Raw genomic sequence first — 13,722 nt, 5'->3', positions numbered from 1 at the left:
CCGCGCCTATGAATGTTCCAGGAAGAATGACCAGCGGCCTGCTGATGCTGTTATCCAGCTGCGCGGCGCTGGCGCAAAGTGAATTGGATGTGCGGATCAAACCATCCAATGATGAACTGAAGGCCAATATAGAGGGCTATATCGGTAGCCTTGGCGATCGCGATGAAGAAGCCTTGCTGCGCTTCAGTCGCGGCGCCGAAGAACAGGCGCGCAAGGCCGCCCAGGCCTTGGGTTATTACCAGCTGCAAATCGACAGCGACGTGAAGGGCGGCAAGACGCCACGCCTGGTGCTGAACATCGATCCCGGCGAGCCGATCCATTTGCGCAACGTCACGGTGCGTGTCGAGGGGCCTGCGGCTGACCTCAAATCCTTTCGTGTGCCGAAAAGCGACCTGTTGAAACCCGGTGCGGTGCTTAACCATGGCCGTTACGAAGACGCCAAGCGGATGATCCAGAACCAGGCCTCGCGCTTCGGTTTTTTCAGTGGGCGTTTCACTCGTCAGAAGTTGTTGGTGGACCCGCGTGCGGGCGTCGCCGACATCGAGTTGATCTACGACAGCGGTCCGCGTTATGCGCTGGGCAAAGTCAGTTTTGAAGGCGACACACCGTTCGACGAAGACCTGCTGCAACGCATGGTGCCGTTCAAGGCCGGTACGCCCTATGACTCCGAACTGATCGCCGAACTCAACCAGGCGCTGCAATCGAGCGGTTATTTCGAAGGCGTGCGCGTCGACGCGGCGCCGACCGCGTCCAAGGACGACGTGATCCCGGTGGCGGTCAAGCTCGACACCCGCAAGCCCCGGACCATGGGCTTGGGTCTGGGGTTTTCCACCGACGTCGGCCCGCGAATCAAGGCCAACTGGACCCGGCACTGGGTCAACCCGCAAGGCGACAGCTATGGCTGGGAAGCTGAACTGTCGGCGCCGCGGCAGAACGTCGGGGTGTTTTACGACATTCCCCTGGACCCACCTCTGACCGACAAACTGCGCTGGGCCGCTGGCTATCAATATGAAGATATCGCTGGCACCGACTCCCGCAGCAAACTGCTGACCCTCGGCCCCGAGTGGCACAGCAAATTGCCCAGTGGCTGGCAGCGGGTGGTGTCGCTCAAGTGGCAGCGCGAGGAATACACACTCGGCGACGACTCGGGGCTCAGCACCTTGCTGATGCCCGGCGTGAGCTATTCGTACCTGAAAAGCGACAATCGCATCGACCCGCACAACGGCTATCGCCTGCAATTCGATACCAAGGTGGCCAAGGAAGGATTGGGTTCGGACACCAACCTGATCTATGGCACGGCGTTGGTTAAAGGCCTGACCACGGTCTTCGACAAACACCGCTTTCTCGGTCGGGTGCAGGTCGGCGGCAGCGCCACCAACGGTTACAAATCGGTGCCGCCGTCTCTGCGCTTCTTCGCCGGTGGCGATCAGAGCGTGCGCGGTTACGACTATCAGAGCCTGTCCCCGGAGAACTCCGAGGGCGACCGTATCGGTGGCCGCTACATGGTAGCCGGCAGCGTCGAGTATCAATACTCCATCGCCGAAAAGTGGCGGGTCGCAACCTTCATCGACCAGGGCAACTCCTTCAACACCCTCGAACTGCCGAACCTCAAGACCGGCGTCGGTATTGGCGTGCGTTGGGTTTCGCCGGTGGGGCCGATTCGCCTCGACCTGGCCCACGCGATGGACGACGACGGCGGGATTCGACTGCACTTTTCCATGGGGCCTGAGCTGTGAAGCGTGGTTTGAAAGTAACGCTGCTGGCGATCCCGGCGCTGCTGATGCTGGTCGTACTGGCGTTGATCACCGTGCTGGGCACGGCAACGGGCAGTCGCTGGGCGCTCGGGTTTGTGCCGGGTTTGACCGTGGAGAATTTCCAGGGCCGTTTGGGTGGACAGTGGAGCGCCGACCATCTGCTGTGGCAGCAGGACAACAGCCGGGTTGAGCTGAACCAGGCGATTTTCGCCTGGTCGCCGCTGTGCCTGACGCGCATGACGCTGTGCATAGAGCAATTGCAGGCCGAGCAGGTCAGCCTGCAATTTCCGCCGGGCGCGGAAGAGCACAGCAGCGGGCCGATCAGCCTTCCGGATTTGAAGTTGCCACTGGCCGTCGAGTTGGGTGACGTCAAAGTCGGCCGTCTGTTGTTCAATGGCAGCGAAGAACTCAAGGGCCTGCAACTGGTGGCGCACTGGACCGAAAAGGGTTTGCAGATCGACTCGGTGCACTTGCAGCGTGATGAACTGAGCCTGAACCTGTCCGGCTTGTTGCAACCGAGCGGCAACTGGCCGCTGACCGCCGAAGGCAAACTGACCTTGCCGGCGCCGGGCACCGAACCCTGGGCATTGGTGTTGAAGGTCGACGGCGATCTGCTGAAAACCCTGAAGCTGAAAGCCGACAGCAGCGGTTACCTCAACGGGCAGTTGACCGGCGAATTGCAGCCGCTGGTGGAAAACCTGCCGGCCAAATTGCGCATCACCGCTGACGGCTTCAAGGCCAGCGCCGATCTGCCGGACACCCTGCAACTCAATAACCTGGAACTCACCGGCGACGGCGATCTGAAAAACGGCTACCAGTTGCTCGGCAAAGCCACGTTGCCCGCAGAGCTTGGCCCGGTCGCGTTGTTGCTGCAAGGCAAGGTCGACGCCAAGGGCGCACAAATCGCCGGTCTCGACCTGACGGCCAACGACAAACAAAGCCTCAAGCTCACCGGGCAACTGGACTGGAGCAAAGGCCTGAGCGCTGATGCAAAAATCGACTGGCTGGATTTCCCCTGGCACCGCCTCTATCCGCTGATCGACGAGCCGCAAGTGGCACTGCGCAGCTTCAACGGCGAAGTCTCCTACACCGACGGCAACTACATCGGTAACTTCAAGGCTGCTTTGGACGGCCCGGCCGGGGCGTTCAGCCTGAACAGCCCGTTCAGCGGCGACCTGAGCCAAATCCATCTGCCGCAATTCAAGCTCGAAGCCGGGCAGGGCAAGGCCGAAGGGCACCTGAACCTGCAATTTGCCGACGGCATCGCCTGGGATACCGCGCTGGACCTCTCGGCGATCAACCCGGCGTACTGGCTTGCGGAGTTACCGGGTACGTTGGCTGGTCCGTTGCGCAGCAAAGGCGAGATGAAGAACGAAAGGCTCAGCCTGACCGCCGATCTGGATCTGAAAGGCAAACTGCGCGGGCAACCGGCGGTGTTGCAGGCCAAGGCCGATGGTGGCGGCGAGCAATGGAACCTCAGCGCGTTGCAGATTCGCCTCGGTGACAACAGCATCAATGGCCAAGGCAGCCTGCAACAGAAACTCGTCGGCCAGATCGACATCAAAATGCCGCGCCTGGCCCAACTCTGGCCGCAACTGCGCGGCCAGCTCAATGGTCGGGTCAATGTCGCCGGCACGCTCAAGGCACCGCAAGGCAAGCTCGCCCTGCAAGGCACGCAACTGGTCTTCGAAGACAACCGCCTGCAAAGCCTCAATCTGGATGCCACTCTCGACAGCGCCCAGCGGGCGAACATCGACCTCAAGGGCAGTGGCATCCAGACGGGTGACACGTCACTGGGCACGTTGACCGCCAGCGGCCAGGGCGACATCAAAAAACAGAAACTGACCCTCGACCTGCAAGGGCCGAAACTGAAACTGGCGCTCGGTCTCGACGGCACCCTGGATAAGGGCAACTGGCGCGGGCGTCTGGCCAGTGGCGATATCCAGGCCGGCGGTCAGGACTGGAAGCTGCAAAATCCAGCGAAGCTCGAACGGCTGGCGGACGGCAAAATCAACTTCGGCGCCCATTGCTGGATGTCCGGCCCGGCCAGCCTGTGTGGCGAAGACCAGCGCTTGATGCCGGAGCCGAAGCTGCGTTACCACCTCAAGCAGTTCCCGATCGACAGCCTGGCGCAATGGCTGCCGAAGGATTTCGCCTGGCAGGGCCGGCTCAACGCCGACCTGCAACTGGACTTGCCGGCCAGCGGCCCGAACGGCCAGATCAGTGTCGATGCCAGCGGCGGCACGTTGCGCATGAAGGAAAAGGATCAGTGGCTGGATTTCCCGTACCAGACCCTGAAACTCACCAGCAAACTCACGCCAAAACGCATCGACACCGACCTCAACTTCGTCGGCGGCAAGCTTGGTGAGCTGATGCTTCAGGCGCAGATCAACCCGTTGCCGAAGAACAAACCGCTGACCGGCTCATTCCGTCTCAACGGTCTGGATTTGTCGGTGGCACGGCCGTTTGTACCGATGGTCGAGAAACTCACCGGGCATTTGAACGGCAGCGGCACGCTGTCTGGCGGGTTGCTGGCGCCGCTGGTCAACGGCAACCTTGAGCTGCGCGACGGTGAAATCTCCGGGCCGGAACTGCCAATGGCGCTCCAGGCCCTGCAACTGCAAGCGGTGATTGCCGGTGAAACCGTGCAACTGAACGGCGGCTGGAAAAGCGGCAAGAGCGGGCAGGGCAGCCTCAATGGCAACATTGCCTGGGGTCAGGCGCTGATGGTTGATCTGGCGCTCAAGGGCTCGAAGTTGCCGGTCACCGTTGAACCCTACGCCGCGCTGGAAGTCGCGCCGGACCTGAAGATCTCCATGAAGGACGACAAACTGGCAATCGTCGGCAAGGTGCTGGTGCCCAAGGGTGAAATCACCGTGCGCGAACTACCGCCGTCGACGGTCAAGGTCTCCGATGACACGGTGATCGTCGGTCAGCAGACCGAAGAGGGCAAGCCGCCGATGGCCATGGCGATGGACATCGACGTGGTGGTCGGGGAAGACAAACTCAGCTTTGCCGGGTTTGGCCTGACCGCCAACCTGCAAGGGCATGTGCACATTGGTGACAACATGGACACGCGCGGCGAGCTGTGGCTCAACGACGGGCGTTATCGCGCCTACGGCCAGCGGCTGACGGTGCGCCGGGCGCGCCTGTTGTTTGCCGGTCCCATCGATCAGCCGTACCTCGACATTGAAGCGATCCGTCAAACCGACGACGTGATCGCCGGCATTCGCCTGAGCGGCAGTGCCGAACAGCCGACCACACAGATATTTTCCGAACCGGCGATGAGTCAGGAGCAGGCGTTGTCCTACCTGGTGCTGGGGCGTCCGCTGAGCACCACCGGTGAAGACAACAACATGCTCGCGCAAGCCGCCCTCGGCTTGGGTTTGATGGGTAGTTCCGGCGTGACCAGCGGGTTGGCCAAGGATTTGGGCATTCAGGACTTCCAGCTCGATACCCAAGGCAGCGGCAACACCACCAGCGTGGTCGCCAGCGGCAACATCTCCGAGAAACTCAGCCTGCGTTATGGCGTAGGCGTGTTCGAACCGGCCAACACCATCGCCTTGCGTTACAAACTGAGCAAAAAGGTCTACCTCGAAGCCGCCAGCGGCGTGGCCAGCTCGCTGGACATCTTCTACAAGCGGGATTTCTAGCCTCCCAAGATCTAAAGATCGTTCCCATGCTCCGCGTGGGAATGCAGCCCGGGACGCTCCGCGTCCCTTCCAGAGCCGAACGCAGAGCGTCCGTTGAAGCATTCCCACGCAGAGCGTGGGGACGATCGATCGTGAGCCATTTATCAGCCGAATACAAAGCATCCTAACTATTGCGTTGACATTGGCTGCCTAAGCAGTAATATCTCGACATACATTCACTGCCTAGGCAGCTAATCGGTGGTCAGATGAAACATTTCTCCTCATACGATTTCCATAATTGCCATCTCGGCCTCTTGCTCGGCCGCGCCGCATTGCTCAAGGACCGGATCATCGACACGCACATGGAACCCCACGGCATCACCGCCGCGCAGTTCAAAGTGCTGATCATCATGGCCCAGTTCGGCGTCGATACCCCGGCCGAGCTGTGCCGTCACCTGTCGCTGGACAGCGGTTCGATGACCCGCATGCTCGATCGTCTGGAACAGAAAGGTTTCCTCGCCCGCCAACGCTCCGAGGCGGACCGCCGTCAGGTGCAGTTGGTGCTGACCGAACAAGGTCAGCAGTTGACTGATCAGCTGCCGCAGATCGGCGCCGATGCCATGAATGAACTGGCCGGTGCCATCACCCCGGAAGAATTGAAAACCCTGGAACACATCCTGAAGAAAATCCTGGTAGCGGCGGGTGACTCGATCACCTTGCTGCGGGTAGGTGGCCATGAACAGTAAACGCCTGCGTACCGGATTGAGCCTGGTGCTGTTGGCCATGAGCGTCGCCGGTTGCGCCAGTTACAGTGGCTTGAACACTGAAGGCGTCAGCCTCGATGCGAAGAACCTCAAGGCCGGGCAGTCCCTCAATGGCGTGACCCTGTCGCCTGCCGCATGGCCGAAAAGCGACTGGTGGAAAAGCCTCGGCGACCCGCAGCTCGATGGCCTGATCCGCGAAGCCCTGCACGACAGCCCCGACATGCAAATCGCCGACGCCCGTGCTCACCAAGCCAGCGCTGCCGCGTATGCCGCCGACGCCGCGCGCATGCCGACCCTCGATGCCAACGCCGGTGTCAGCCGTTCGCGTCTGGCTCGCGATAAAGACCCGAGCGGGCAGGGTGGAACGTATTCCACCGTGCGTAATCTCGGTGCCAGCTTCAATTACACCTTCGACCTCTGGGGCGGGCAACGCGATGCCTGGGAGGCCGCATTGGGCCAGGCCCGTGCCGCCGAAGTCGATCAGCAGGCCGCACAACTGACCTTGTCTGCCGACGTCGCCCGCGCCTACAGCGATCTGGGGCAGGCGCACATCATCCATGACCTGGCCAGTGAAGACCTCAAACGCACCAGACAAATGCTCGACCTCAGCCAGCGTCGCCTGAGTTCGGGGATCGACAGTCAGTACCAGTTCCAGCAAACCGAAAGCCTTGAAGCCAGCGCCGAAGCCAGCCTGATCGATGCCGAGAAACGCCTGCAAAGCGCGAAAATCGCCTTGGCGGTGCTGCTGGGCAAAGGCCCGGATCGCGGTAACGAAATCGCCCGGCCGAAAGTCCTTCAGGCCAGTGCCGTGGCGTTGCCATCGGTGCTGCCAGCGGAGTTGCTCGGTCGTCGCCCGGACCTGGTGGCGGCACGCTGGCGGGTTGAAGCGGCAAGCAAAAACATCGCGGCGAGCAAGACCCGGTTCTACCCCAACCTCAACCTGAGCGCGGCGGCCGGTGTCGAGTCGTTGCTGGGGGATGCGATGTTCGGTTCCGCCAGTCGTTTCTTCAACATCGCCCCAACGATCTCGGTGCCGATTTTCGACGGCGGCCGCCTGCGTGCGGACCTCGATTCCCGCGACGCCGATTACGACCTCGCGGTGGCGCAGTACAACAAAAGCCTGGTGAAAGCCCTGGGCGATGTCAGCGACACCATCAACCAGTTGCACGATATCGGCCGGCAAATCGGTGCCCAGCAACACGCCACCGACATTGCCCAGGACTCTTACAACACCGTGGTCCAGCGCTACGGTTCCGGCATCGGGAATTACCTGGACGTGCTCAGCATCGAGCAGCAGTTGCTCCAGGCCCAGCGTCAGCTGGCCAACCTGAATGCCGAGCAGATCGACCTGTCGATCCAACTGATGCAGGCGCTGGGTGGCGGTTTTCAGGGCGAAACCCTGACCGCCGCCAACGCATCCCCAGCCACGCAGCACAACTAATTCAAGGTACTTGTCATGGCCACTGCAGATACAACCTCTGACGACACTCAAGACACGAGCAACCCGCGCAAGCGCAAAGTGATGCTGTTAGTCCTGACTATCCTGGTGATCCTCGCCGGAGCCGGCGTCTGGGGTTATCACCAATTCTTCGGTCGCTGGAGCGAAAGCACCGACGACGCCTACGTGAACGGCAACGTGGTGGAAATCACTCCGCTGGTCACCGGCACTGTGGTCAGCATCGGCGCCGACGATGGCGATCTGGTCCACGAAGGCCAGGTACTGGTCAACTTCGATCCGAACGACGCCGAAGTCGGTCTGCAAAGTGCCCAGGCCAACCTGGCCCGCACTGTGCGTCAGGTGCGCGGTTTGTACAGCAATGTCGACGGCATGAAAGCCCAGGTCAATGCGCAGCAGGCCGAAGTGCAAAAGGCCCAGGACAACTTCAATCGGCGGAAAAACCTTGCCGCCGGCGGGGCGATTTCCCAGGAAGAACTGTCCCATGCCCGTGATGACCTGACCTCGGCGCAGAACGCCCTGGCCAACGCCCAACAACAGCTCAAGACCACCAGCGCGCTGGTCGATGACACCGTGGTGTCGTCGCACCCGGACGTGATGTCCGCCGCTGCGCAATTGCGTCAGGCGTACCTGAACAACGCCCGCAGCACCTTGATCGCGCCGGTCACCGGTTATGTCGCCAAACGTACCGTGCAACTTGGTCAGCGTGTCCAGCCGGGTACCGCGCTGATGGCAGTGATTCCGCTGGACCAGCTGTGGATCGACGCCAACTTCAAGGAAACCCAACTGCGTGACATGCGCATCGGTCAGCCGGTGGACATCGAAGCCGATGTCTACGGCAGCGACGTCAAATACAGCGGCACCATCGATAGCCTCGGCGCCGGGACCGGCAGCGCGTTTGCCTTGCTGCCGGCGCAGAACGCCACCGGTAACTGGATCAAAATCGTGCAGCGGGTGCCGGTGCGGATTCACATTAATGCCGAAGAACTGGCCAAGCACCCGTTGCGGGTCGGCCTGTCGACTCAGGTCGAGGTGAACCTGCGCGACCAGAGCGGTCCGGTGCTGGCGCAACAGCCGCCGCAAAAGGCTTCGTTCAGCACCAGCATCTACGACCGTCAGTTGGCCGAAGCCGACGCGATGATCACCCAGTTGATCCACGACAACAGCGCCGCGGTCAGCAAAACCGCGCAACGCTGATTCGCCAATCCGTCAGCTGCGCCTGTAACGGGCGCAGCGCCATCCCCGCTTCAAAGGATTCGCGATGAGCAATAACGCCTCTTTCTCGCCACCCAGCCTTTTGCTCAGCACCATTGGCCTGTCGCTGGCGACCTTCATGCAAGTGCTCGACACCACCATCGCCAACGTGGCCTTGCCGACGATTTCCGGCAACCTGGGCGTGAGTTCGGAGCAGGGCACTTGGGTGATCACCTCGTTTGCCGTGAGCAACGCCATCGCGCTGCCGCTGACCGGTTGGCTCAGCCGGCGCTTTGGTGAGGTGAAGTTGTTTTTGTGGGCGACGATGCTGTTCGTGCTGGCGTCGTTCCTGTGCGGTATCTCGACCTCGATGCCGGAGCTGATCGGCTTTCGCGTGCTGCAAGGCCTGGTGGCCGGGCCGTTGTACCCGATGACCCAGACGCTGCTGATCGCGGTCTATCCCCCGGCGAGGCGCGGCATGGCCCTGGCGTTGTTGGCGATGGTCACGGTGGTGGCGCCGATTGCAGGTCCCATCCTCGGCGGCTGGATCACCGACAGCTACAGCTGGCCGTGGATCTTCTTTATCAACGTGCCGATCGGGGTTTTCGCGGTGATGGTAGTGCGCCAGCAGCTCAAGGCGCGTCCGGTGGTGACCAGTTACCAGCCGATGGATTACGTGGGTTTGATCACCTTGATCATTGGCGTCGGCGCGTTGCAGGTGATCCTCGACAAGGGCAATGACCTGGACTGGTTCGAGTCGAATTTCATCATTATCGGCGCGGCTATTTCAGTGATTGCGCTGGCGGTGTTCGTGATCTGGGAGATGACCGACAAACACCCGGTGGTCAACCTGCGGCTGTTCGCCCACCGCAATTTCCGCATCGGCACCATCGTTCTGGTGGGTGGTTACGCCGGGTTCTTTGGCATCAACCTGATCCTGCCGCAATGGCTGCAAACCCAGATGGGCTACACCGCCACCTGGGCCGGATTGGCAGTGGCGCCGATCGGCATCCTGCCGGTGGTGTTGTCGCCGTTTGTCGGCAAGTATGCGCACCGGTTCGACTTGCGGCTGCTGGCCGGTGGCGCGTTCCTCTGCATCGGTTTGAGTTGCTTCATGCGCGCAGGCTTTACCAACGAAGTGGACTTCCAGCACATCGCCCTGGTGCAGCTGTTCATGGGGATTGGCGTGGCGCTGTTCTTCATGCCGACCTTGAGCATTTTGATGTCGGACCTGCCGCCGAGTCAGATTGCCGACGGCGCAGGTCTGGCGACCTTCCTGCGGACCCTGGGCGGCAGTTTTGCGGCGTCGTTGACCACCTGGATCTGGATTCGCCGGGCCGATCAGCACCACGCGTATTTGAGTGAAAGCATCACCACCTATGAGCCGGCGACCCGGGAGGCGTTGAACACGCTGGGCGGGGCGGGCAACCCGGCCTATGCGCAGCTGGATCATGTGCTGACCAGTCAGGCGTACATGCTCTCCACCGTGGATTACTTCACGTTGCTGGGGTGGGCGTTCATGGGCTTGATTCTGCTGGTGTGGCTGGCGAAACCGCCGTTTGCGGCGAAGGCGGGGCCGGCTTCGGCTGGGCATTGACTCAGTGGCGCCTGTTAAAAGATCGCAGCCTCGCTCCGCTCGGCAGCTCCTACATTGACCGCGTTAGGCAATGCACCTGTAGGAGCTGTCGAGCGGAGCGAGGCTGCGATCTTTTGATCTTTGGCTTTTATGGCGTAACGAAATCAAACGGCGCCAACGCAAACCCTTGCTCATCCACCTGCAACGCCCATCCCTGACGGTCCCAATCCCCCAGCACAATGCGCTTGGCCGCCAGCTCGCCAATCTGCAACTTGTGGATGGCAGGGCGATGGGTATGGCCGTGGATCAGGGTTTTCACGCCGTATTGCTGCATGATCCGCGGAATCTCTTCCGGTGTGACATCGACAATGTCATTGGCCTTCATCCGCGTCTGTGCACGGCTTTCGCTGCGCAGCTTGCGCGCCAGTTTATGGCGGGTGCCCAAGGGCAGATGGCGCAGGATGAACAGGGTGATCGGGTTACGCAGGTAGCGCCGCAGCTTCATATACGCTTCGTCGCGGGTGCAGAGGCTGTCGCCGTGCATCAACAGCACCGGCTCGCCGTAAAACTGCACGACACTCGGATCTTTGAGCAAGGTACAGCCGGCTGCTTTGCAGAAGGCCTTGCCGAGCATGAAGTCGCGATTGCCGTGCATCAGAAAAATGGCCGTGCCGCTGTCGCTTAAGTTGCGCAGGGCCTGGCAGATGGAACGCTGGAACGGCGTCATGGCATCGTCGCCAATCCACGCCTCGAAAAAGTCGCCCAGAATGTACAACGCACTCGCCGAGCGGGCGCGTCCAGCGAGCAAATTCAGAAACGCCCGGGTAATGTCCGGGCGCTCCTCTTCCAGATGCAAGTCTGAAATCAGCAGTATCACTCAATGATCTCGGCTTTCTCGATGATCACGTCGTCTGCAGGTACGTCCTGGTGACCGGCCTTGGAAGTGGTGGCCACGCCTTTGATCTTGTCGACGACGTCGGTGCCTTCAACCACTTTACCGAACACTGCATAGCCCCAACCCTGAACGGTCTTGGCGCTGTGGTTCAGGAAGCTGTTGTCTGCAACGTTGATGAAGAACTGCGCGGAGGCCGAATGCGGCTCCATGGTGCGGGCCATGGCCACGCTGTACTTCTGGTTTGGCAGGCCGTTGTCGGCTTCGTTCTGGATGCTTGGGCGCTTGTCTTTCTTTTCTTTCATGCCTGGCTCGAAACCGCCGCCCTGGATCATGAAGTTACCGATGACGCGGTGGAAAACGGTGTTTTCGTAGTGACCGGCCTTGACGTATTCGATGAAGTTGGCAACGGTCAGCGGTGCCTTTTCAGCGTTCAGTTCCAGGACGATGTCGCCGAAGTTGGTAGACAGTTTGACTTGGGTCATGATGGGTACTCATTCTAGGAATTCGTGGGTTTTGGGGCGCTTTGACCCTCAACCGGTCCGGCCAGTGTCGGCCAAGGTGCGCAGTTTAGCGTGCCGGGCGTGAATTTCGAGGCTGTTTTTCATCGGCAGCCGATTAAATGCAACCGATTGCCGGCCTGCTCTGTCAGCCACTTGACAGCATCGGCTATGATAAGCCCCTTTGATTTATAACAGCCGCTTTGATTTGGCCAACTGGCCGCGCACTTGTACGTTCAAGGATCCTATGAGCAAGCCCACTGTCGACCCTACCTCGAATTCCAAGACCGGCCCTGCCGTGCCGGTCAATTTCCTGCGCCCGATCATCCAGGCGGACCTGGACTCGGGTAAGCACACGCAGATCGTTACTCGTTTCCCGCCTGAGCCCAATGGCTACCTGCACATCGGTCACGCCAAGTCGATCTGTGTGAACTTCGGCCTGGCCCAGGAATTCGGCGGCGTCACGCACCTGCGTTTCGACGACACCAACCCGGCCAAGGAAGACCAGGAATACATCGACGCGATCGAAAGCGACGTCAAATGGCTGGGCTTCGAATGGTCCGGTGAAGTGCGCTATGCCTCGCAGTATTTCGACCAGTTGCACGACTGGGCGGTAGAGCTGATCAAGGCCGGCAAGGCCTACGTCGACGACCTGACCCCTGAGCAGGCCAAGGAATATCGCGGCAGCCTGACCGAGCCGGGCAAGAACAGCCCGTTCCGCGACCGTTCGGTTGAAGAAAACCTCGACCTGTTTGCCCGCATGAAGGCCGGCGAGTTCAAGGACGGCGCACGCGTGCTGCGGGCCAAGATCGACATGGCTTCGCCGAACATGAACCTGCGCGACCCGATCATGTACCGCATTCGTCATGCCCATCACCACCAGACCGGTGACAAGTGGTGCATCTACCCGAACTATGACTTCACCCACGGTCAGTCGGACGCCATCGAAGGCATCACCCATTCGATCTGCACCCTGGAGTTCGAAAGCCACCGTCCGTTGTACGAGTGGTTCCTCGAAAACCTGCCAGTGCCGGCCAACCCGCGTCAGTACGAGTTCAGCCGTCTGAACCTGAACTACACCATCACCAGCAAGCGCAAGCTCAAGCAACTGGTCGATGAAAAGCACGTCAATGGCTGGGACGATCCGCGGATGTCCACGCTGTCGGGCTTCCGCCGCCGTGGCTACACGCCGAAATCGATCCGCAACTTCTGCGAAATGATCGGCACCAACCGTTCCGACGGCGTGGTGGATTTCGGCATGCTCGAATTCAGCATCCGTGACGACCTCGACCACAGCGCCCCGCGCGCCATGTGCGTGCTGCGTCCGCTGAAAGTCGTGATCACCAACTACCCGGAAGGTCAGGTCGAAAACCTCGAACTGGCGTGCCACCCGAAAGAAGACATGGGCGTGCGCGTGCTGCCGTTCGCCCGTGAGCTCTACATCGACCGTGAAGACTTCATGGAAGAGCCGCCAAAAGGCTACAAGCGCCTGGAGCCGAACGGCGAAGTGCGTCTGCGCGGCAGCTACGTGATCCGTGCCGACGAAGCGATCAAGGACGCCGATGGCAACATCGTCGAACTGCGTTGCTCGTACGACCCGGAAACCCTCGGCAAAAACCCTGAAGGCCGCAAGGTCAAAGGCGTGATCCACTGGGTGCCGGCCGCGGCCAGCGTCGAGTGCGAAGTGCGTCTGTACGATCGTCTGTTCCGTTCTCCGAACCCGGAGAAGGCCGAAGACAGCGCCAGTTTCCTGGACAACATCAACCCTGACTCACTGCAAGTCCTCACCGGTTGTCGTGCTGAACCCTCGTTGGGCAACGCACAGCCGGAAGACCGTTTCCAGTTCGAGCGCGAAGGTTACTTCGTCGCGGATATCAAGGACTCGAAACCGGGCGCTCCGGTATTCAACCGTACCGTGACCCTGCGTGATTCGTGGGGCCAGTGATCAAGTCTT

9 protein-coding genes are annotated in these 13,722 nt (G+C 60.8%); 7 read left to right on the top strand and 2 right to left on the bottom strand.

Features of this window, described 5'->3' with window-relative positions; genetic code table 11:
• The first annotated feature begins 8 nt into the window (after nucleotides 1-8).
• From PMI21_RS05045 to PMI21_RS05070, 6 genes are all read left to right on the top strand, one after another.
• A complete protein-coding gene (locus tag PMI21_RS05045) occupies nucleotides 9-1,736 on the top strand; it encodes an autotransporter assembly complex protein TamA (protein ID WP_033064187.1) in 1,728 nt (575 codons plus the stop codon).
• Nucleotides 1,733-5,407, top strand: a complete 3,675-nt coding sequence (locus PMI21_RS05050; RefSeq protein WP_007940923.1) for a translocation/assembly module TamB domain-containing protein — start codon at nucleotides 1,733-1,735, stop codon at nucleotides 5,405-5,407. Before PMI21_RS05045 ends, PMI21_RS05050 begins: the two co-directional genes overlap by 4 nt.
• A 245-nt stretch (nucleotides 5,408-5,652) precedes the next feature.
• On the top strand, nucleotides 5,653-6,132 hold the full coding sequence (locus tag PMI21_RS05055; protein WP_007940922.1) for a MarR family winged helix-turn-helix transcriptional regulator: 480 nt from the start codon (nucleotides 5,653-5,655) through the stop codon (nucleotides 6,130-6,132).
• On the top strand, nucleotides 6,122-7,591 hold the full coding sequence (locus PMI21_RS05060; RefSeq protein ID WP_007940920.1) for an efflux transporter outer membrane subunit: 1,470 nt from the start codon (nucleotides 6,122-6,124) through the stop codon (nucleotides 7,589-7,591). The genes PMI21_RS05055 and PMI21_RS05060 overlap by 11 nt, the downstream gene beginning before the upstream one ends.
• Nucleotides 7,592-7,606: 15 nt before the next feature.
• Nucleotides 7,607-8,803: an HlyD family secretion protein gene (locus PMI21_RS05065; RefSeq protein ID WP_007940919.1), complete on the top strand. Its 1,197-nt coding sequence runs from the start codon at nucleotides 7,607-7,609 to the stop codon at nucleotides 8,801-8,803.
• Between the two features lie 64 nt (nucleotides 8,804-8,867).
• Nucleotides 8,868-10,397, top strand: a complete 1,530-nt coding sequence (locus tag PMI21_RS05070) for a DHA2 family efflux MFS transporter permease subunit (protein ID WP_007940918.1) — start codon at nucleotides 8,868-8,870, stop codon at nucleotides 10,395-10,397.
• Between the two features lie 127 nt (nucleotides 10,398-10,524).
• On the opposite strand, the gene lpxH is transcribed toward PMI21_RS05070, so the two are convergent.
• Complete coding sequence (gene lpxH, locus PMI21_RS05075) at nucleotides 10,525-11,253, bottom strand: UDP-2,3-diacylglucosamine diphosphatase (protein WP_007940917.1); 729 nt, start codon at nucleotides 11,251-11,253, stop codon at nucleotides 10,525-10,527.
• A complete protein-coding gene (locus tag PMI21_RS05080) occupies nucleotides 11,250-11,753 on the bottom strand; it encodes a peptidylprolyl isomerase (RefSeq protein WP_007940916.1) in 504 nt (167 codons plus the stop codon). Before PMI21_RS05080 ends, lpxH begins: the two co-directional genes overlap by 4 nt.
• 262 nt (nucleotides 11,754-12,015) lie before the next feature.
• Between PMI21_RS05080 and PMI21_RS05085 the strand changes: the two genes are divergently transcribed.
• The gene (locus tag PMI21_RS05085; protein WP_007940915.1) at nucleotides 12,016-13,713 is read left to right on the top strand and encodes a glutamine--tRNA ligase/YqeY domain fusion protein; all 1,698 of its coding nucleotides are present in this window, start codon (nucleotides 12,016-12,018) and stop codon (nucleotides 13,711-13,713) included.
• Nucleotides 13,714-13,722 lie beyond the last annotated feature (9 nt).

This window comes from Pseudomonas sp. GM18 (assembly GCF_000282195.1).
Classification (GTDB): Bacteria; Pseudomonadota; Gammaproteobacteria; order Pseudomonadales; family Pseudomonadaceae; genus Aquipseudomonas.
Note: the sequence above shows the minus strand (reverse complement) of the source record. Positions and strands in the feature narration are given on the sequence as shown.

Excerpts from the sequence above, each read along its gene's own strand:
- PMI21_RS05085 (WP_007940915.1), top strand. The coding sequence starts at position 12,016 with ATGAGCAAGCCCACTGTCGACCCTACCTCGAATTCCAAGACCGGCCCT.
- PMI21_RS05045 (WP_033064187.1), top strand. The coding sequence starts at position 9 with ATGAATGTTCCAGGAAGAATGACCAGCGGCCTGCTGATGCTGTTATCC.
- PMI21_RS05055 (WP_007940922.1), top strand. The coding sequence starts at position 5,653 with ATGAAACATTTCTCCTCATACGATTTCCATAATTGCCATCTCGGCCTC.
- PMI21_RS05080 (WP_007940916.1), bottom strand. The coding sequence starts at position 11,753 with ATGACCCAAGTCAAACTGTCTACCAACTTCGGCGACATCGTCCTGGAA.
- PMI21_RS05060 (WP_007940920.1), top strand. The coding sequence starts at position 6,122 with ATGAACAGTAAACGCCTGCGTACCGGATTGAGCCTGGTGCTGTTGGCC.
- PMI21_RS05065 (WP_007940919.1), top strand. The coding sequence starts at position 7,607 with ATGGCCACTGCAGATACAACCTCTGACGACACTCAAGACACGAGCAAC.
- PMI21_RS05070 (WP_007940918.1), top strand. The coding sequence starts at position 8,868 with ATGAGCAATAACGCCTCTTTCTCGCCACCCAGCCTTTTGCTCAGCACC.